Annotated in this window: 21 protein-coding genes and 1 tRNA gene; 8 read left to right on the forward strand and 14 right to left on the reverse strand. The window is 38.1% G+C overall.

What is annotated here, in order from left to right; all coding sequences use genetic code 11:
• Window positions 1-168: 168 nt before the first annotated feature.
• Window positions 169-241: transfer RNA gene (locus tag NSQ59_RS18495), tRNA-Val, on the reverse strand.
• 408 nt (window positions 242-649) lie between these two features.
• On the opposite strand from NSQ59_RS18495, the gene NSQ59_RS18500 reads away from it, so the two are divergent.
• Complete coding sequence (locus NSQ59_RS18500) at window positions 650-2,047, forward strand: glycosyltransferase (protein WP_244885877.1); 1,398 nt, start codon at window positions 650-652, stop codon at window positions 2,045-2,047.
• A gap of 84 nt (window positions 2,048-2,131) precedes the next feature.
• On the opposite strand, the gene NSQ59_RS18505 is transcribed toward NSQ59_RS18500, so the two are convergent.
• Window positions 2,132-2,824, reverse strand: a complete 693-nt coding sequence (locus tag NSQ59_RS18505; RefSeq protein WP_055740741.1) for an N-acetyltransferase — start codon at window positions 2,822-2,824, stop codon at window positions 2,132-2,134.
• A gap of 65 nt (window positions 2,825-2,889) precedes the next feature.
• The gene (locus tag NSQ59_RS18510) at window positions 2,890-3,873 is read right to left on the reverse strand and encodes a glycosyltransferase family protein (RefSeq protein WP_055740742.1); all 984 of its coding nucleotides are present in this window, start codon (window positions 3,871-3,873) and stop codon (window positions 2,890-2,892) included.
• 139 nt (window positions 3,874-4,012) lie between these two features.
• On the opposite strand from NSQ59_RS18510, the gene NSQ59_RS18515 reads away from it, so the two are divergent.
• Window positions 4,013-5,014: a DUF4855 domain-containing protein gene (locus NSQ59_RS18515; RefSeq protein ID WP_152982398.1), complete on the forward strand. Its 1,002-nt coding sequence runs from the start codon at window positions 4,013-4,015 to the stop codon at window positions 5,012-5,014.
• A 72-nt stretch (window positions 5,015-5,086) separates the two neighbouring features.
• Here NSQ59_RS18515 and NSQ59_RS18520 read toward each other — a convergent pair whose 3' ends face one another.
• From NSQ59_RS18520 to NSQ59_RS18535, 4 genes are read right to left on the reverse strand one after another with little or no spacing between them, the layout of a single operon-like run.
• Window positions 5,087-6,076: a glycosyltransferase family 4 protein gene (locus NSQ59_RS18520; RefSeq protein WP_055740744.1), complete on the reverse strand. Its 990-nt coding sequence runs from the start codon at window positions 6,074-6,076 to the stop codon at window positions 5,087-5,089.
• A 1-nt stretch (window position 6,077) separates the two neighbouring features.
• A complete protein-coding gene (locus NSQ59_RS18525; protein WP_055740745.1) occupies window positions 6,078-7,025 on the reverse strand; it encodes an NAD-dependent epimerase/dehydratase family protein in 948 nt (315 codons plus the stop codon).
• Window positions 7,022-8,104: a Gfo/Idh/MocA family protein gene (locus NSQ59_RS18530; RefSeq protein ID WP_055740746.1), complete on the reverse strand. Its 1,083-nt coding sequence runs from the start codon at window positions 8,102-8,104 to the stop codon at window positions 7,022-7,024. The genes NSQ59_RS18525 and NSQ59_RS18530 overlap by 4 nt, the downstream gene beginning before the upstream one ends.
• Window positions 8,105-9,208 (reverse strand): DegT/DnrJ/EryC1/StrS family aminotransferase, encoded by a 1,104-nt coding sequence (locus NSQ59_RS18535; protein WP_055740747.1) that lies wholly within the window; start codon window positions 9,206-9,208, stop codon window positions 8,105-8,107. It lies immediately after the preceding gene.
• Between the two features lie 367 nt (window positions 9,209-9,575).
• Here NSQ59_RS18535 and NSQ59_RS18540 point away from each other — a divergent pair, with 367 nt between their 5' ends.
• The 3 genes from NSQ59_RS18540 to NSQ59_RS18550 all read left to right on the forward strand — a co-directional run bounded on the left by NSQ59_RS18540 (window position 9,576) and on the right by NSQ59_RS18550 (window position 14,890).
• Entirely contained in the window at window positions 9,576-10,862 is a 1,287-nt protein-coding gene (locus tag NSQ59_RS18540; protein WP_055740748.1) for a nucleotide sugar dehydrogenase, read from the forward strand.
• Between the two features lie 384 nt (window positions 10,863-11,246).
• Entirely contained in the window at window positions 11,247-13,652 is a 2,406-nt protein-coding gene (locus NSQ59_RS18545) for an NTTRR-F1 domain (protein ID WP_340832393.1), read from the forward strand.
• A gap of 152 nt (window positions 13,653-13,804) precedes the next feature.
• Window positions 13,805-14,890 (forward strand): glycosyltransferase, encoded by a 1,086-nt coding sequence (locus tag NSQ59_RS18550; RefSeq protein WP_055740750.1) that lies wholly within the window; start codon window positions 13,805-13,807, stop codon window positions 14,888-14,890.
• A gap of 38 nt (window positions 14,891-14,928) precedes the next feature.
• Here NSQ59_RS18550 and NSQ59_RS18555 read toward each other — a convergent pair whose 3' ends face one another.
• Window positions 14,929-15,147, reverse strand: coding sequence for a hypothetical protein (locus tag NSQ59_RS18555; protein ID WP_055740751.1), 219 nt, complete (start codon window positions 15,145-15,147; stop codon window positions 14,929-14,931).
• 282 nt (window positions 15,148-15,429) lie between these two features.
• On the opposite strand from NSQ59_RS18555, the gene NSQ59_RS18560 reads away from it, so the two are divergent.
• From NSQ59_RS18560 to NSQ59_RS18570, 3 genes are all read left to right on the forward strand, one after another.
• Window positions 15,430-16,152 (forward strand): alpha/beta hydrolase, encoded by a 723-nt coding sequence (locus tag NSQ59_RS18560; protein ID WP_340832394.1) that lies wholly within the window; start codon window positions 15,430-15,432, stop codon window positions 16,150-16,152.
• Between the two features lie 88 nt (window positions 16,153-16,240).
• Window positions 16,241-16,753, forward strand: a complete 513-nt coding sequence (locus tag NSQ59_RS18565; RefSeq protein WP_055740753.1) for a YjcG family protein — start codon at window positions 16,241-16,243, stop codon at window positions 16,751-16,753.
• A gap of 5 nt (window positions 16,754-16,758) precedes the next feature.
• Complete coding sequence (locus NSQ59_RS18570) at window positions 16,759-17,181, forward strand: GNAT family N-acetyltransferase (protein WP_055740754.1); 423 nt, start codon at window positions 16,759-16,761, stop codon at window positions 17,179-17,181.
• A gap of 24 nt (window positions 17,182-17,205) precedes the next feature.
• On the opposite strand, the gene NSQ59_RS18575 is transcribed toward NSQ59_RS18570, so the two are convergent.
• From NSQ59_RS18575 to spoVAC, 6 genes are all read right to left on the reverse strand, one after another.
• Window positions 17,206-17,439, reverse strand: coding sequence for a hypothetical protein (locus NSQ59_RS18575; protein WP_055740755.1), 234 nt, complete (start codon window positions 17,437-17,439; stop codon window positions 17,206-17,208).
• A 93-nt stretch (window positions 17,440-17,532) separates the two neighbouring features.
• Complete coding sequence (locus NSQ59_RS18580) at window positions 17,533-17,796, reverse strand: stage VI sporulation protein F (RefSeq protein ID WP_055740756.1); 264 nt, start codon at window positions 17,794-17,796, stop codon at window positions 17,533-17,535.
• 279 nt (window positions 17,797-18,075) lie between these two features.
• Window positions 18,076-18,213 (reverse strand): YjcZ family sporulation protein, encoded by a 138-nt coding sequence (locus NSQ59_RS18585; RefSeq protein WP_083489383.1) that lies wholly within the window; start codon window positions 18,211-18,213, stop codon window positions 18,076-18,078.
• Window positions 18,214-18,313: 100 nt separating this feature from the next.
• Entirely contained in the window at window positions 18,314-18,670 is a 357-nt protein-coding gene (gene spoVAE / locus NSQ59_RS18590) for a stage V sporulation protein AE (protein WP_055740757.1), read from the reverse strand.
• A 26-nt stretch (window positions 18,671-18,696) separates the two neighbouring features.
• Window positions 18,697-19,716, reverse strand: a complete 1,020-nt coding sequence (spoVAD, locus tag NSQ59_RS18595) for a stage V sporulation protein AD (RefSeq protein ID WP_126649413.1) — start codon at window positions 19,714-19,716, stop codon at window positions 18,697-18,699.
• Entirely contained in the window at window positions 19,716-20,192 is a 477-nt protein-coding gene (gene spoVAC / locus NSQ59_RS18600) for a stage V sporulation protein AC (protein WP_055740759.1), read from the reverse strand. The genes spoVAD and spoVAC overlap by 1 nt, the downstream gene beginning before the upstream one ends.
• Window positions 20,193-20,206: the final 14 nt, after the last annotated feature.

Genomic DNA, 20,206 nt, shown 5'->3' on the forward strand with positions numbered 1-20,206 from the left:
AAGTTTGCCGCTCGCTTCCTTCAGATTCCGCGTCACCACGGACACCCTTGCGTTAAGCTAACTGCTACTTCTGCCTTCACAGTTCGGGACTTTCACCCTAGAGACTACACCCATGCCGGGCGCACAATGAAAAACCCTAGAACCGTTATGGTTCCAGGGTTTTGTGTATGATTCTGACTGGGCTCGAACCAGCGACCCCCACCCTGTCAAGGTGGTGCTCTCCCAGCTGAGCTACAGAATCATCATATTATTACTGGGTAATTATTAATATATATTGGTAATCCAAAAATGTCAATGATAATTGGATAATTCTTTCTATATACTATTATTTTTTACTATATATCCATTAATCTTTAAAGCAATATTCACGACTTAAAATTAAACAACAGGAAAACGATTCGTAAGGAGTTGGAGTCAAATATTAACCAACCGGTAGAGTTTGGATTATAAAACGTTGAATAATTCCCTAAACATTTTCTGGGAGTTATTTTTTTTGGGGTTTATATGGTCATCAGTTGTGAATAAAAGTTAAATTAAGCTCTATATGTCACTTCACCGTTTCGATACACATCCCCTGTTCATATGATAAAAGTATATTATATATTCCTTATGTTTTAACATGTCAAGAGGTGAGAAACAGATGGAGGAAATGAAACAAAAAATTATAAACTTAATAGAACAAGAGGAATTAGAAAAGGTTAAACAACTGATTGATCAATTAGAACAAAATGCTAAATCAACTTCCGACGTTTATTTTTTGAACGCATTGTATTTCATTAAAATAAAAAATTTTGATAATGCCTGGCTTTGGTTATGGAGAGGACTTTATGACTTTCCAAATGACCCTGGCTTGAACAAATTGATGAGCGACATCTTAAAGATTCTAGGGAGGAATAAGGAAGCTGATCATTACTTTCAGCAGTTAAGCAAGCTTGGCTTCGAAAATAAAAATTTTACCAATATTATTCCTGCAAATCTTTATGAAGATGAAATTAACCCACAAACAGCATCACAATCTTCAAATCATCTGCTTAGAGTCATGCAAGGAACAATTGAAATTGCTAATCAAATGAATACATTATCGGACGCTTTATCAAAGATAGGCGTTTACTCCAAAACGTTGAATTATTATCCATATTATTTAAATTACCAGTCGGACTATGAATGGTCTTTGCTTGGTTTTAGAAGTTCTCCATTATTAAATCAACAACAAAAAAAACTTGCTGAACAATTTCTCCCACAATTTGATCTCTTTCATTTCCATTTCGGCACAAGCATGACGTTTGATTACTCCGACCTCCCATTATATATAAAATATGAAAAACCTGTAATCATGCAACATTGGGGAAGTGATATACGATTATTATCTAAAGCAATGGAAAACAATCCGTATAGTCTAGTTAAAAATCAAAACGAAAATCAGATACACTATATGTTAACAAGTTTGTCTGATTCTATTAAGCACTGCATTGTTCCAGATATGGAATTGTATCAATATGTGAAAGATTACTATGAAAATGTATTTGTTATACCATCAATGATTAATTTAGACTCATACGTTCCGATCAAACGAAATCAGAGAAGTCAAAAACCACTAATTGTTCATGCCCCTACTTCTCCTTATATAAAAGGAACACAGTATATTTTGAAAGCTATTGACACTCTAAAAAAACAATACCATTTTGATTTTCGATTAATTCAAGGAATGTCCCATCAAGAGGCGATGAAAATTTATCAAGAAGCAGATTTAATTATTGACCAGCTTCATATAGGAAGTTACGGGCTTTTAGCAGTGGAAGCTATGGCGATGGGAAAGCCGGTCATATGCTGGATTAGTGATTTTATGAAAGAGAACTATCCAAATGATTTACCGATCATTTCAGCAAATCCGGATACGATTACAAAAGTATTGGAAAGTATATTAAAAAACCAAGATCAGTTGCAGGAAATCGGCATAAAAGGGCGCAAATATGCAGAGGCATATCACGACATGAACAAAAATAGCCTGAAAGTACTCGAAATTTACCAATCTCTATCTAAACAATAAGTTACAAAAAAAAATTTAGGGCATACTCTTCAGATGACTTTTTTATTTGTATATATGGCAAAAAAATATATGAAACTTTAGGCGTTAACGAATGATCCTTCCTGGATTACCAACAACGGTTTTACCTGCAGGAACATCTTTTGTAATGACTGCTCCCGCTCCAACAATAGCATTTTCTCCAATAACGATAGCTGGCAGCAACGTCGCATTGTTTCCGATTTTTGCATTTTTCTTGATGATTGGTCCTTGATGTTCAAAATTTCCCATACCCATATACTTGTCATTCGAACTCGAGCAACAAGGACCAATAAATACATCATCTTCTATTTTCATGTCAGCAGTAATATAGCAGCCAGTTTGAATCGTCACTCTTTGGCCAATTTGAGTGTTGGTTTCGACCATTACATTACGACCGACAATGCTATCTTCCCCTACTTCCACCTTTTCACGGATACTTGATAAATCTCCTACGAACACTCCTCTTTTCAATTGAACATTACGGTAAATGACGCTATTGCATCCAATTGTAACATCCTCTTCTATGACTAAAGGAGAAAGGTTTTTTTCAGGCTTCCTTGCCATTTTTTTGTTCGAAGAAGTTGATTTTCCCAATATAGTTAAATCACCAATTTGGACTCCACTTCCGATAATCGTATCCTTTTTGATCACTACATTATGCCCAATCACAACATTATCACCAATAAATACATTGTCTTCGATTACTACATTTTCCCCTATCTCTACATTATTTCCTAGTCGCACAGATTTGTTAACCATGAACATTCTCCTTTTAACTACCAAAGCAAATTAGTTTTCACCTATGAATTTATGACCATATTTTTTTATAGTTGTTCATAAATTTTGATTAGCTCATCTACAACGTTTTTAACAGAATGATTCTTTTCAACATATGCTCTGCTTGCAATACCAATTTGATTTCGCAATGTCGGATTTTGAATTAAATTCAACAATACTTCATCAAGATTATCAGGGGTAGCTTGAACGATTGGAAGATCCGCAGGAAAATGACTTTTTATATCGTCTCTAATATAAGCAACCACCGGTTTCCCCATAGCCATGGCTTCTACACTTAACATGCCATAAGATCCGCATAACAGCTGATCAATAATAATATCTGAGCTCATATAAGTTTGCATCGCAGTTTCATGCGATACCTTTTCCAGAACTTGATACGTAAACGGAGCTTTCCCTTGAATTTTTTCTATAGCTGCTTCTACATAATCCGAACCTTTGAATTCTCGATTTGTCGGCGCATGAATGATTAATGGATTATTGTTCGTAACTAACGGATAGGCAGGTTGAATGTCATCTACATTACAAGCAAGTGGCAGAATAAATACCTTTTTATAATAATCTTTTACATATTGATATACCTCATAATCCTGTACTATTGCTACATCAATATATTGTGAAAGAAACGTAAGCTGCTTATCTATTTCTTCATCTGTGTAATAAGTTGGCGGCAGCGGGTATGGATTTAATTCCTTTACCATTCCATCTTTACGAACATCGCTGCCCCAATGGTGCATCACTAATTTTTTTCCCTTTGCTTTTAACATAGGAATATCAATAAAATCCGTTAAAAACGTGTTAGAGTTATAAAAATGGAAAATATCCACATTGTCTAAGAGGAATTGGAATTCTTTCAATACCTCAAATCCATCTGTGTTAATGATGCCCTCTTTGTAATTTAGAAAAGTGTGAAACCCGTTGAATCCAGCTACTTTGTGACCTTCTTTTCTTAATTGTTGGGTTAGAATTCCCATTTGACCTGCTATTTCAGTAGGTGCATGAACTATTTTCATATTGATCTCTCCTTCCTCTATATTGTATTCATGACATAAATTTTTGTTTGGTTGAATTCACTAATAGAGTAGTGACTATACGAATTCATATTTCCTTACATATACTATACGGAATTTAAATAAATGGAGGGATTTTTTGGTGGAAAACGGATATATGACCGCTAAGGAGCTCGGCATCCAAAATCACATATGTGTTTTACCTTACGGGGAAAATTCAGATACCGGTAAAGTTCTATGGTCAACGACAGATTTAAAACCTTATCAGTCATATTTAGTGAATGGTCGTTCAGCAGATCGATTGTTTAGAGGATTCATTTTCAATCCAATCAACGGGAGAGAAGGCCATTATATTCACCCAATGTATGCAGATTTTGGCGAATTGGCAGATAAAGAAGATTGGCAAATTGCTCTCAATAATTTATTTGTAAGTAACTATAATTTAGATGCTCTTGCTATCAATACAAAGCCTGGTTTTAAAACAGATATATGGGTAACAATCCCATATCCAAATCCATCCCAAACTAATTTTGGATTAGTAGATGGCAGAGAACTTAATTTCAAAAATGAGGAGGATCGAGAAGAAGCGGTAAAATGGTGGATTTCCTCTTTTCAAAATATGTGGGACCAATCTACATCACTTCATGAGTTCCTTACCTTTAAGGGCTTCGTGTGGCAAAGGGTTTCTATAAGTGGCAATGATATAAACCTTGTGAAAAATGTTAACAATTTCATCCACAGTAATGGGTTGCTATCCTTGTGGTTACAACAGTACGGTTCTTGCGGGTGTGTGGATTGGAAGGAATTTGGTTTTGATGCATCATGCACAAATCCTAATTTCTATGGAAATTCCGGCCATGATTTTTCATGGATAGCCAATTCAACTGTCTTTGCAAATTATTATCGTATAGGAATGCAAATCTTCTTTGGGAAAGGTGATATGTTCAAAGAAAGACATTTATACGACTATCTAAATTATGGAATTTACAATAATTATATGAATGAGAGCTTATTGGTATATCAGTTTCCAAACCAAACAATGCGTGAAATTTATGAAAACAATCTTGATGAATACATTGCTCTATACTCCTTTACCAGAAAGACTTATACGCCGGTTTATCCGACTGCTGCTTTCCCCGCATAAACTTTTACAAAATAAACAGTGCACGAGAGGATTTTAACCCTCTCGTGCACTGTTCATTTTATATGGCGGATTTTATACCTCTAATTGGCAGTAAATATCGAGTAATTTCTCTACCACTACTTCATGTGAATGGACATTCTCCACATATTTCCTCCCTTTTATCCCTAATTCCTGGCGTAATTCGGGATGATCTAGAAGGAATTTTACATTATCATATAATGTATCCGGATTGCTATTTACGATAGGTAAATTGGATGGAAATTTTGCTGCAAGGTCTGGACGAATATAAGCTAGAACGGGTTTTCCGAGGGCCATTCCTTCTACACTAAAAAGTCCATAAGATCCACATAAGAATTGATCAATAATAATATCCGCATCCTTATAAAGATTTATCGCTTCCTCATGATTCATTTTTTCCACTATTACATAATCAAAGTCATAGTCTTTTTTCAGTTTTTCAATTGCTTCTTCAACATGAATCGTGCCTTTAAATTCTCGATTAGTTGGAGCATGTAACAAAACTGGCCGTTTTTTTTCTAAAGACGGATAACTCGGCTGAAAGAAATTTAAATCTATGGCAATCGGCAACACATGAACTTTTTCGTAATAGTCCTTTACATAATCATAAACTTCGTAGTCCTGGACAATTGCATCTTTAATATATGGAGTAATTTTCATCAGCTTTTCATGGATTTCTTCATTCGGAGGCGAATCTCCTGTGTAAACATATGGATTATGAATTCTTGCTTGCTCATGGAACCTCACATCGTTCCCCCAATGATGCATAACCATTTTCTTCTTTCTCTTCTTAAGCTCTGGCAGATCTGATAAATCGGTGAAAAGTGAGCTGCCATAGTGAAAATGAAAAAGATCAAAGGTGTCAATAATTTCTTCAAACTTTTCTTCGATTCCGGGTTGATCCGTATTAACTAAGCAATCCTCATAACCAAGATAGCTATGAAAGGTATTATAGCCTATGGAATAATACCCCTTTTTCTTTAATGCACTACTAAGAATACCCATCTGACCTGCGATTTCAATAGTGCCATGAAATATTTTCATTTTAATCCTCACCACCGTTAAGCCAAATGTAGGTTTTTACTAACCCATCAATTAACGAATGGCGGTTATGCCAATGCAACTCTTCTTTAATTTTCTCAGCATGTATACAACGGCGCTGTACTACATCCACTCTTCGTTTTGGTTCAAATTTCAACTTAATATTCTCATGGTTTGTCACTTTCTTAATTGCCTTAGCAAGATCCAATACACTCGTTTCTACACCTGTTCCAACATTATATACTTGATTGATTGATTTTTCCGAACTAGCAGCGATTACTACGGCATCCATGGCGTCTTCTACAAAGGTGAAATCTCTTGTTTGCGTTCCATCTCCATAGATAATCATCGATTCATTATGTTCCACAGCTTCGAAAAACTTTGCCACCACTCCGCAATATGGATTCGATGAAAGCTGACCAGGTCCGTAAACATTGGAAAAACGCAAAATAGTGATTGGCATTTGATACATTTCATAATACACATGACAATAATGCTCCATCGAGAATTTACTTGCCGCATATGGGAGTTTAATATTGTAATAGGATTCAGGTGTTGGCAAAATAGGAGATTCACTATAGATGGAAGTAGTAGATGCATAGACGAATTTCTTTAGATTAGGGCAAAATTCTTGTGCCTTTTGGAGCAGCAAGTAACCGCCGTACAGATTCGTATGAAAATCATCATCCATATTCTTTACAGAAAGAACGAGATTTTTACAGGAGAAATGAAAAATATATTCCACCTTTGGCAATACTTCCTCTAAAATACGTCCATTCGTTACACTATCCTCATAAAAAGTTATTTTTTCAGACAGCGGAACTGCAGCCCTATTCCCTGTTGAAAGATCATCGATTACATATATATGGTTACTAATCGGCAGTAATTTCTTCACGAGCTGTGAACCTAAAAACCCTGCTCCTCCAGTTACTAAAACATTTGTGAACTTCATATTTCAGTTTCCTCCTTTCTAGCCATTTCTGCAGTGGAGAATGATTCAAGTGGAAGGAAAACCGTTTTATTGATTCGCGATGATTCATATATGCCAAAAATGATTTCTAAGGCTTTTTTTCCTTCGGCTCCATCTATTAATAGGCTTTTTTCCTGGTCATTTATTGATTCTATAAAATTCTCATACATATAAACCTCTTCATTCGTATCCTCTAAGAGACTAGACAAAGCAGCGGGATCTGCATCCTCTCCTTCGATATACCACCGCGAAATCTTATTTAATGATCGGCCATCCACAGAAATCGTTCCTTTTTCTCCAAAAATAGATAATGAATATCCGAGATTATTAGGCTGAGTAACTATATTTGCCTCAACCATTCCTTTCGCTTGATTTTGAAATTGTATAATGCCAACGGCCACATCCTCTGTTTCCTTTACATCGGTATGACTGCTAATTTCACCATAAACTGACTTTGCATCACCTAAAAACCATTGAAGTAAATCGACTAAATGTATCCCTTGATTAATAAGCATACCTCCATCCGTTTCCCAGCTACCTCTCCATGATGCAGATTTATAATAGTCTAGGGAACGGTTAATTCGAATCGAGGCAACTCCCAAAATCGGCTTACCTATTTTCCCATCCGTAATGACAGATTTAATTTTTTTCATAATAGGTCGAAATCGCAGTTGGTGACATATCATCAAATTTCTATTTTGTTGTTTTGCGATTTTTATTAAATTGTCTGCATCCTCTATTGATAATGCCATCGGCTTTTCAAGAATGACATGCTTACCGGCAAGAAGAGCCTTTTTGCACATTTCATAATGAAAACCGGAAATAGTAGCGATAATAATCGCATCTATTTCTGGACTCTTCAGCATTTCCTCATAATCCTCGTAACATTGAACATATTCCAGTGAATTTACTTCCGATTGATAATATTTGACTGCTTCATCCATTCTTACTTTTTCAATATCGCTTACAGCAGATAACTGTGCTTGTTTGCATTTCGATAATGCATGCAAATGATTTTTTGAAATAAACCCGCAACCAACTAAGCCAAACCGAATATTCATTTAGTTACCTCCATCCTGAAGAAGAATGGAAATAATATAATCCTGCTCGCTTTCTGTTAAATAAGGATGCATTGGAATGGCAAATAATTCATTAGATAAAGATTCCGCTACAGGAAAATCTCCTTCTTGGTAATTTAAGGTTTTATAGACTTCCTGTAGATGGAGGCAGCACGGATAGTAGATTCCCGTTTGTATGTCATGAGCTTTGAGGGCTTTCATTATTTGTTCACGTTGTTTGGACCTAATGCAGAACAGATGATAAATATGCTTCCGATCCTTTTCTTCCATTGGTAATTGGATATGAGCGGCACCCGAAAGGAATTTCTTATAACGCTCCGCCCATTCTCTTCTCTTGGAATTCCATTCCTCTATTTTGTTTAAATTTACAAGTAAAATAGCTGCATGTAATTCATCTAATCTGCTATTATACCCAATCCTGTCATGATAATATTTTTTTGTTGTTCCGTGTGCGCGCAGTTTCCTGAGATTTTCTGCAAGTTTTACATTAGAGGTAGTAATTATTCCCCCATCCCCCAACGTTCCTAAATTTTTCGTCGGAAAGAAGGAAAAACAAGCTGCATCTCCAAGACTTCCTACAGGTTTTCCCTTATAGGTGGATCCGAATGCCTGACAAGCATCTTCAATAACCAGAAGACCATACTTCTTAGCCAGGCTATTTATTTCGTCCATGTCTGCAGGTTGCCCGAATAAATGAACAGGAATAATTGCTTTTGTCGCTGAAGTAATTCTTTTTTCTATATCAGAAGGATCAAGGTTAAATGTATGTGGATTCACATCTGCAAAAACAGGTGTCGCCCCGATACGTGATATACTTTCCGCACTTGCAAAAAACGTAAATGGCGTTGTGATGACTTCATCACCTTTACCGATTCCAAGTGCTTCTAATGTAAGCACAAGCGCATCTGTACCATTAGCGACGGAAACAGCTTCTGTAACATTTAGTTTCTCCGCTATTTTTTTCTCAAGTTCTTCCACCTTCGATCCTAAGATATAGTTACCACTGTCAATTACCTTCTCAATCTCAAGTAAGATTTCCTCTTTAACATGTTGAAATTGACGCCCTAAGTCTACTAGATTAATCATAATTCATCTCCCTGACTCTACATAAAATAATCTTGGTCCATAATGAACTCATGCCATTAGGATCATTTTAATTAGTAAAAAGTTTATATTCTCCATAATTTATGAGCGGATATTATATAAAGTCACGGCAGGAAACACTATATTTTTGTTTTTCTATACTTTCTCCCCATAATGATTTAAAAACCTATATTTATATTTGCTCTATCAGCAAACGCCCTATTAGTTATTTGTCCCTTTAGTGCATTCTATGACACTTAAATCAATGCATTTGCCTTTTTTCCACATTTGGTGTTGTTTGTCTATCCCTGCCTCCCATTCTTTGAATAGTGTAAAAGGAATTTATATTTAGAAACGAGGTGGTAGGTTAATGAACAATAAAATTGCCGTGATTGGTCAAGGATATGTAGGACTTCCGTTGTCTATCATGCTTGTGGAAAAGGGATATGATGTTATAGGGATTGATTTAGATGAAGCAAAAATTACTTCCTTAAATAATGCGAAGAGCTATATAGGAGATATTACTGATAATCGACTACAAAAAGCCAATCTGAGCAATCGCTTTAAAGCAACTACCAATTTTGATGAGCTATTAGTAGTGGACACAATTATTATTTGTGTGCCTACACCACTAACTACTGAGCATAAGCCTGATTTACGTTTTATCGTAAGTGCCGGAGAGGCTATTCAAAAGAGACTCCAAAAGGGCCAATTAGTTATTTTAGAAAGCTCCACTTTTCCAGGTACAACAAAAGAAGTGTTATTGCCAATCCTAGAAAAAAGCGGTTTAAAAGTAGGAATCGATTTCTACTTGGCAAATTCACCAGAAAGAATTGACCCGGGAAACAAAAAATATAAAGTAGATGAAATACCAAAAGTTGTTGGTGGAATAACAGATGAATGTAAAAATAAAGCCCTCTCTTTATATGGCGACATATATCAAAAAGTAGTACCAGTCTCTACATCTGAAGCAGCTGAGTTAACGAAATTATTGGAAAATACCTATCGATTTATTAATATTTCCTTTATAAATGAAATGGCGATTTTAAGTGATATGTTAAATACCGATATATGGGAAGTTATAGAAGCTGCTGCAACGAAACCATATGGATTCACACCATATTACCCTGGTCCCGGTATTGGCGGACACTGCATTCCTGTTGATCCGCTATATCTTCAATGGAAATTACAACAGTTAAATACTAATAGTGAATTTATTTTATTATCCGATTCAACTAACCAAAAAATCATAGACTATATTGTAAATAGGACCGAAGAAATGCTGGGAGACCAGAAACCATTTGACTCCTCTACTATTTTAATTTATGGCATAACATACAAGAAGGACGTAGCAGATACCCGTGATTCACCATCCTTATTGATTATCGATAAATTGAAGCAAAAAGGTGCAAACGTTCTGTACCATGATCCATATATTCCTTCTATAAAAATTGGAGATGAGTTATTTACAAGTGTTGATTTAACAGATAGTCTTTTATCACAATCTGATTGTGTCATTATTTTGGCTGATCACTCTAAAATACCTTTAGAGCAAATTTTAACTCATGCATCACTAGTTTTTGATACAAGGAATGTGACCGGTACTTTTGAAGGAAATGCAAGAGTTATTAAACTTGGTGATGGACAAAAAATTTAATACTGGCTTAATGAAAAGGGTGTCTCATAAGAATTTTTTTTCATTCTTACGTGACTCCTTTTTTTAGGTGAAACATATTTTTATAGTACTTCTTATCACTCACCTGGACTTTTATACCAATTTTATCAAAACTTGTGATGACAGTCTCAAAATCTTAAATAAATGTGTGATTGCTTTAAAACAATGGTGGATACGATAAGTTCGATAGTTCCATAGTATGTGGTAAGCTTCTTCTTTTTAAAGATAATGTTAAACAAAGCTGATATTAGCTCGCCGAGAATTACTAAAGGTTCATATTTGTTAAAGATAAATCAGTATTATAACCGTATCACCCAATAAAACTCTAAAAAGAAGAAGCAACATTGTAAAGGAGGTTGAAGAAAATTGGCTATAAGAAATTTTATTGTAAACGGAGATTTTGAAGATGGATCCCTTGATAATTGGCTGGAAGAGAATGCTGCCATAACCACTGAATTTTCTCATTCAGGTTATTATTCTGCCAGGTTAGCTGGCGGGGATATTAACTCCTATTTAGTACAATTTGTAGATGCGAATCCTGGTGAAAGTTTTGAATTTCTTGCCTCATTATCAAAAGTTGGTTCTGACCCATCTCCACCTGTAGCACTTCTCGTAGTTTTTTATGATAATGCTCTAGATTACCTTGGCTATAGTTTAATAGATAATATTCCGCCTGGCGCTCTTCCTTCAGCAGATAATGACAATTGGCTCGAAATCTATCATGAAACAAGTCCAGCTCCTTTAGGGACAACTCAAGCACTTGTTGTCATCAATAAACTGCCATTTCCAGGAAGCGCAGATATTTTAGTAGACGATATTCAACTATTAGACACAACAAATAATGGAGGACCGGGAACTACAGGGCCAACAGGACCTCCAGGTGCTACCGGACCGGCAGGACCTACGGGACCAGCGGGACCTCCAGGAACACCTGGCGCTACCGGACCGGCAGGACCTACGGGACCAGCGGGACCTCCAGGAACACCTGGCGCTACCGGACCGGCGGGTGCTACGGGGCCAGCAGGTGCTACCGGACCAGCAGGTGCTACCGGACCAGCGGGTGCTACCGGACCAGCGGGTGTTACGGGACCAGCAGGTGCTACCGGACCAGCGGGTGTTACGGGACCAGCAGGTGCTACCGGACCAGCGGGTGCTACCGGACCAGCGGGTGCTACCGGACCAGCAGGTGCTACTGGACCAGCGGGTGCTACCGGGCCAGCAGGTGCTACCGGACCAGCGGGTGCTACCGGACCAGCGGGTGTTACGGGACCAGCAGGTGCTACCGGACCAGCGGGTGTTACGGGACCAGCAGGTGCTACCGGACCAGCGGGTGCTACCGGACCAGCGGGTGCTACCGGACCAGCAGGTGCTACTGGACCAGCGGGTGCTACCGGGCCAGCAGGTGCTACCGGACCAGCGGGTGCTACCGGACCAGCGGGTGTTACGGGACCAGCAGGTGCTACCGGACCAGCGGGTGTTACGGGACCAGCAGGTGCTACCGGACCAGCGGGTGCTACCGGACCAGCGGGTGCTACCGGACCAGCAGGTGCTACTGGACCAGCGGGTGCTACCGGGCCAGCAGGTGCTACCGGACCAGCGGGTGTTACGGGACCAGCAGGTGCTACTGGACCAGCAGGTGCTACCGGGCCAGCAGGTGCTACAGGGCCAGCAGGTGCTACAGGACCAGCAGGTGCTACCGGACCAGCTGGTGCTACCGGACCAGCTGGTGCTACGGGGCCAGCAGGTGCTACAGGGCCAGCAGGTACTACAGGACCAGCAGGTGCTACCGGACCAGCGGGTGCTACCGGACCAGCAGGTGCTACGGGGCCAGCTGGTGCTACCGGGCCAGCAGGTGTTACGGGACCAGCAGGTGTTACGGGACCAGCTGGTGCTACCGGGCCAGCAGGTGCTACCGGGCCAGCAGGTGCTACCGGACCAGCTGGTGCTACCGGACCAGCAGGTGTTACGGGACCAGCTGGTGCTACCGGGCCAGCTGGTGCTACCGGACCAGCTGGTGCTACCGGACCAGCTGGTGCTACCGGACCAGCTGGTGCTACCGGACCAGCGGGTGTTACGGGACCAGTAGGTGCTACCGGACCAGCTGGTGCTACCGGGCCAGCTGGTGCTACTGGACCAGCTGGTGCTACTGGACCAGCGGGTGCTACCGGACCAGCTGGTGCTACCGGACCAGCTGGTGCTACCGGGCCAGCTGGTGCTACCGGACCAGCAGGTGTTACGGGACCAGCGGGTGTTACGGGACCAGCAGGTGCTACCGGGCCAGCAGGTGCTACGGGACCAGCGGGTGCTACCGGACCAGCAGGTGCTACCGGACCAGCAGGTGTTACCGGGCCAGCAGGACCAACTGGAGCTACAGGTACAGGCTTAGCAGCTGGATTTAGTGCACGAAATCAAGGAGGTATTACGGTCGGTGTTGGTGGAGCTGTACCATTTAATACACCAGAAACATCATTCGGAACCGATATAACCCAACCAACAACAACAACCTTTAGTTTAAATGCTCCTGGTTTTTACTCTGTGAGATTCATCTTATATACAACTGCAGTAAGCCTACTTGGCGGTGCTGAAATTACTGTCAATGGAACTCCTGTTTCAGGTGACTTCGCACTTGCGGCGGTTGGGGCACCATTAATTGGAGAAACAATCGTCAATGTAACAACTGCTCCAGTTACAGTTTCCATCGTCGTTACTGGTGTAGCTTTATCACTATCAACTGGAACAAACGCTCATATTCAAATTGAAAAATTAGCTTAATTAGTTAATATGTTGAAAGAGGTAGCCTATTGGCTATCTCTTTCACTAATATAAAAGGTTTCTAGTTTTTAAGTGCATTATCCAAACATTTTAAGTGTTTATGAGTATGCTATATAGACCTTAAACAATTTTTACAAAGGAGCGTGCTTTAGTTGATCACTATCAGCTTATGTATGATAGTTAAAAACGAAGAAGAAGTATTAGCAAGATGTCTTGATAGTGTTAAAGACATTGTGGATGAAATCAATATCGTAGATACCGGTTCTACAGATCGAACCGTTGAAATTGCAAAAGAATATACGGACAGGGTCTTTTTCTTTGAATGGATAGGAAATTTTGCTGCAGCAAGAAACGAATCCTTTAAATATGCCACAAAGGACTATATTCTATATCTGGATGCCGATGATGTAATATTGGAAGAAGATCAAAAAAAATTAATGGAATTAAAACAATCACTGGATCCTTCAGTTGATTCCGTTTCCATGTATTATGATGCTGGTACCGACGAATACGGGAACGTAACATTGCGCTATCGAAGAAACCGATTAGTGAAAAGAGATAAGTATTATAAGTGGCGGGGCGATTGTCATCAGTATCTTGATGTCTATGGAAAAATCATCAATTCTGATATTTCCGTTACTCATAAAAAAATTCGGCATTCCGTTGGAAGAGCATTAAATATTTATCAAAGTAAGATTGAAAGAGGAGACATTTTTACAGCTAGAGACTATTTCTATTATGGGAATGAACTAAGAGAAAACGGTCACTATGAAAAAGCAATAGAAAATTACAATAAGAATATCGAATTAACATCAGGTTGGATTGAGGATAAGCTTTATGCCTGTATTAACAAGGCTGATTGTTATTTATTCCTTGGGGATTCCGAAAATGAACTAAAAAGTTTATTCCAATCATTTGAATTTTCAAAGACTCCTAGGCCGGAAAGCTGCAGTCGAATAGGGTATAACTTTCAGCGAAAAGGAGATTACCGTACCGCTGTATTTTGGTATGGACTTGCTACACAACTTCCGCCGGACTCAGATCAATGGAGCTTTTCTTACCCAGCCTATTATACCTGGTATCCGCATTTACAAATGTGTGTTTGCTACTATTATTTAGGTGATTTTCAAAAATCCTATGAACATAATGAGAAAGCCTTTCAATATCGTCCAAATGATAAAAGAATCCTGCAAAACAGAGAATTACTCCGGAACAAATTAGCGATTAATAATGAATGATCCAAGATGTAAATAGTAAACAAAGGTTAGTTTGTATCTTACGGCAATAATTTATTACCGCCATTTAATAGTCCATTGGACAAATGCATCTTATCTCCCACCCGACACATCCATTTGGAAAATCTTACTAAAATGATCAAAAATACAATGTCTAAAATTCCTGAATACCCAAGCTTCCACCATCCGTATTGGAAATATCCCCAAGGATCCGGTAATGTGGCTAAATATTCATCATATAATATTAGCCACATTACCAAATATGATATCTTTTTTACATTAAAAAATACTACGGAAGTATAAAATAATATCAGGATTAATTATCCTATCCATTCTTATTTTTTAAATTACCTTTTTATAGAGTAATACAACCTCAGCCATTAAAGGAACCAATAGTTATATGGTTGTCAGCCTTTAAATGGAAAAGTGCCTTTCGGAAAAGTTTAAGGAAGGTTATCGTATTTAATTTTTAATTGTTTGCTTGCGAATTATGATAAAATATAGCCATTAACTTATACACCATAAAATGGAGGATTACAGCAATGACACAAGCAAGAGGTACTATTAAAGAACTTACGTTTGAAAGTAAAGAATTAGGGGAAAGCTTAACTATCCTTATTTATCTCCCTGCTACCTTTTCGCCATTATATAAATATCATCTATTAATTGCCCAAGATGGGAAGGATTATTTTCAGCTTGGAAGAATTGCCAGAGTTGCAGATGAGCTATTGGAGAACCATGAGATAGAAAACCTGATAATAGTAGGGATTCCTTATCAAAATGTACATGATCGCCGTAAGAAATACCATCCGGATGGAGAACAAAATCAAGCTTACATACGTTTTCTTGCTCATGAACTTGTACCTTATTTAGATAAAGAATTTCCAACTTTTCATATGGGAATGGGAAGAGTGCTAATAGGCGATTCATTAGCTGCGACTGTATCTCTTTTAACGGCGGCGAAATACCCTAATATTTTCGGAAAGGTTATTTTACAATCCCCTATGGTGGATGAAAAAGTGCTAGAGGCAGTGGAACAACACCCTGATCCATCCTTACTTTCTGTCTATCATATAATTGGAAAAGGAGAAACAAAAGTAAAAACGACAAATGGGCAAGTTCAGGATTTTCTTACTCCAAACCGAAAACTACACCAATTGTTTAAGGAAAAGAAATTTTCGGTTTTTTATGAGGAATTTGATGGGGAACATACCTGGAAATATTGGCAACCGGATTTAAAGAGAGCTTTGAAATACATGTTTTAATCTTTGTGAGCCTATTTGGCTATATAAAAAATTTAGAAAATTTGTTATAATAGTATTATGTTCGTAAAGAATAAGGAGGTTGAAACTAATGAAATATGGAATAGTTATGTTCCCATCTAAAAAACTACAAGATCTCGCCAATTCTTACAGAATGCGTTACGATCCTCACTATGCTCTTATTCCTCCACACTTAACACTGAAAGCCGCTTTTGAATTATCTGATGGAGAAATTGCAACTTACTCTGAAAAACTAAATCAGATTGCAAAAAATCACCGGCCCGTTCCATTAAAGATTTCTAAGGTAAGTTCCTTTCAACCAGTTAATAATACAATTTATTTCAAAGTGGAGCCTACATCTGAATTACAGAATTTACAAAAGAATTTAGAAGAATTATTACCTGACGCAGTATCGGAATATGCGTTTGTTCCACATATTACGATTGGACAAAAGCTATCCAGTGATGAACATTCCGATATTTATGGTCAATTAAGAATGCTTGGTATAGACCATGAAGAAGTTATCGATCGATTTCACCTTTTATATCAACTTGATAATGGTTCTTGGACCGTATATGAAACATATCATTTAGGAAAGGAATAAATGAAGTGAACATCGTTAAAGTAACAACAGAGGATGAACTAAAGGACGCATTTACGATTCGAAAAATTGTATTTATAGAGGAGCAACAGGTTCCCGAAGAAGAGGAAATTGATCAGTACGAGGATGCAGCAGATCATTTTGTATTATATGACGATAATAAGCCGATAGGTGCTGGCCGCTTTAGAGTAGTAGATGGAAAAGGAAAAGTAGAGAGAATTTGTATTCTCTCTTCCTACAGAGGAAAAGGTGCGGGGAAAATCATTATGGAAGCTATCGAACAGCACGCTTCTGAACAGGGATTAACTAGATTAAAATTAAATGCTCAAACACATGCCATTCCATTTTATGAAAAATTAAAATATGAAGTAGTATCCGATGAATTTCTTGATGCTGGAATTCCTCACAAAACAATGGAGAAATCATTGTAGAAAATGCCTTTTTAGGCATTTTTTTTATTTTAATACATTTATATGTTTTCCTTTTCCAGTTAATCTATAATATTGTTCAACAGAAACTATCATTTCGCTATAGATGTGGTTTTCCTTCTTTTCCGTAGCCATATAAGCAGTGTGCTTATATGGTTGAAATAGAAGGTTTGGCCGTTCGGATGGAAATAATTTCAATGGTTCCTTCTCTATTTTCCTTCCAGGCGGCGAATATTGCGTAATTGGCAAGATATAGCCCAATTTTTCTCCCATCCTTTTGAATAGATGCATATTAAAGTATATGTGATGGAAAAGAAAAAAAGACTTGCGACCTGGCAAGCCCTTAGAAATAAATTATTTCTTTTTAGGAGTATTCATCATTTTTGATAATGTGTTAAAATCTAAATTCTTTCCATCTTGTGTAATAGATTTTACCAATTTATCTTCTAATTCCTTTGGAACCTTCTTATTTGCAATTTCTGATACTCTATGAATAATACTTCGAACTGTTTTCTCATCCTTAAAATTGGCATTTTGCAAAGAGTTCGCCAATTCTAAGATTTCCTTCATATTTACGCCTGTTTTCTTTTCAATATTTTTAAATAAAGGATTATCCATAAACGTCTCGCCCTCCCTTTCAACTACATTATGTTATGTAAGAAATTCATAAATGGTGAAAGAAAAAGGCGGACAATATAGAAATGTGATAGGCCCTTGCTCATCAGCGTACGGATTTCGCGCTCACCTCGAGATAAAGGGAAATAAGGTGAGGTAGTTATGGTAAGAGGAGACGGAGAAATCCGAGCTTGGAGATCTTTGAAAGTGAAAAATTTATTTTCTACATAAAAGATGGAGCAAAACCACTATGTTTTACTCCATCTTTATGAGGACCATTGTTTAGCAAAAACATGCTCCAACAATAATTAACAATATGAACAGCACAACAATTAAAACAAAAGTGTTTCCGCAGCCATAACCGCCGCCGTATCCATATCCACAGCAGCCGCCGTATCCGTATCCTCCATAACCGAACATACAACCTCACCTCGCTTTTTTTCTACTCGTTATAGAGTATGAAACGCGGGATAAATGTGTATGGGCTTTTGGGTTTTCCATTAACAACAATTACATTTCTTTATCCTTTTGGCTTAAATAACAATGCCCCAATGAAGCCAAAGATAATTGCAGCAGAAATACCTGAGGAGGTTACTTCAAACATTCCTGTCAATACACCGACCAGTCCATGCTTTCCTGCTTCATTCATAGCTCCTTGTACTAGTGAGTTTCCGAAGCTAGTGATTGGAATAGTGGCACCTGCACCAGCAAAATCAATGAGTGGCTCATATAAGCCAAGACCTGCAAGTATCGCACCAATGGAAACAAGTAAGCTTAAAGTATGTGCTGGTGTTAATTTGGCGACATCGAATAATAATTGACCAATCACGCAAATAATACCGCCAATGACAAATGCCCAAAAAAACATTGCAAGCATAATGTTCACCCTTTCTTTTTGAATTCCTATAAATATTCAATTGCAACCGCATGTGCAATACATGGAATAGTATCCTTTTGTTGAAAGGAAAGGGGTGAAAGTAACGCACCTGTTGCTACCACTAAAATCCTTTTTAATTTTCCGCTCTTCATCTGGTTTAGAAGATGACCGTAAAGGACGGTAGCTGAACACCCCGGACCGCTCGCTCCTGATTGTACTGGCTGATCCTTTTTATAAATGAGTAACCCACAATCCTTAAATTGTTCTTCCTTAATTGGAATACCTTTTTGTTCAAAAAGCTCTAATGCAACATTTCTTCCAATGGTAGCTAAATCTCCCGTCACAATTAGATCATAATAAGATGGATCAATTTGAAGATCCTGGAGATGTCTCTCAATCGTATCCACTGCCGCAGGAGCCATTGCCCCGCCCATGTTAAAGGGATCAGATATTCCTAAATCAATTACTTTCCCAATAGTAGCAGATAAAATTCTTGGGTGCGGTTTTTCTGCAGCCTCATTTCCTGAACCAATTAGCGCAAACCCTGCACCTGTAACTGTCCATTGAGCTGTAGGGGGTTTCTGTCCGCCATATTCTGTAGGATAACGAAATTGCTTTTCTGCAGAAGCATTATGACTGGATGCTCCAGTAATAATTTTATTTGCACCTTGATAATTAATAATAAAGGCGGATAAGGCTAACCCCTCCATCGAAGTAGCACATGCACTGAATAAGCCTAGATTAGGGATTTGATTCGTTCTTGCAGCAAAGCTTGATGGGGTTATTTGATTAATTAAATCACCGGTAATAAAAAATTGAACCTTCTCCTCTTTTATCCCTTCTTTTTTTAAAATAATATCTACAGCGTCTTCAATTAAGATTCGTTGCGCCTTTTCATAGGAATCCTGTCCCATCCATAGGTCTTCATGAAATTTGTCAAAATCATTGGCAAGATTTCCGTTTTTTTCAAATGGCCCTCCTACTACACCTGTCGATAAAATGGCAGGTTTGCTATTAAAGACCCATGTTTGTGCACCATTTAACATTACAATCCCCCCCACATGGTAAGGACGGTTTTAACCAAGGCCACTATAAAAGCGGAAAAGACACCAAACAAAATAACAGACCCGGCTAATTTAAACATATTTCCCCCAACTCCAAGAACATACCCCTCTGTTCGATGTTCGATGGCAGAAGAGATGACGGCGTTGCCGAATCCTGTTACCGGCACTGCACTTCCGGCACCTGCAAATTGTCCCATTCGGTCATACACACCAAAGCCTGTTAACAGCATGGCAAGAAAAACCATCGTTGCAACGGTTGGATTTCCAGCAGTCTGCTCTGTAAAGTTGAAAAAGTAGATATAAAAATATGTAACAGCTTGTCCTACTAAACAAATAATCCCTCCAATAAAAAAGGCACGAATACAATTTTTTAATACTGGTCTTTTCAGTTCATGTTTTTTTTGTAATTGATCATATTGAATTTGTTCTGGTGTTTTTGTTTTGTTTTTATTGGCCATATACACTCACACTT

It is taken from the genome of Margalitia sp. FSL K6-0131, from assembly GCF_038008735.1.
Lineage (GTDB): Bacteria > Bacillota > Bacilli > Bacillales > Bacillaceae_C > Margalitia > Margalitia shackletonii.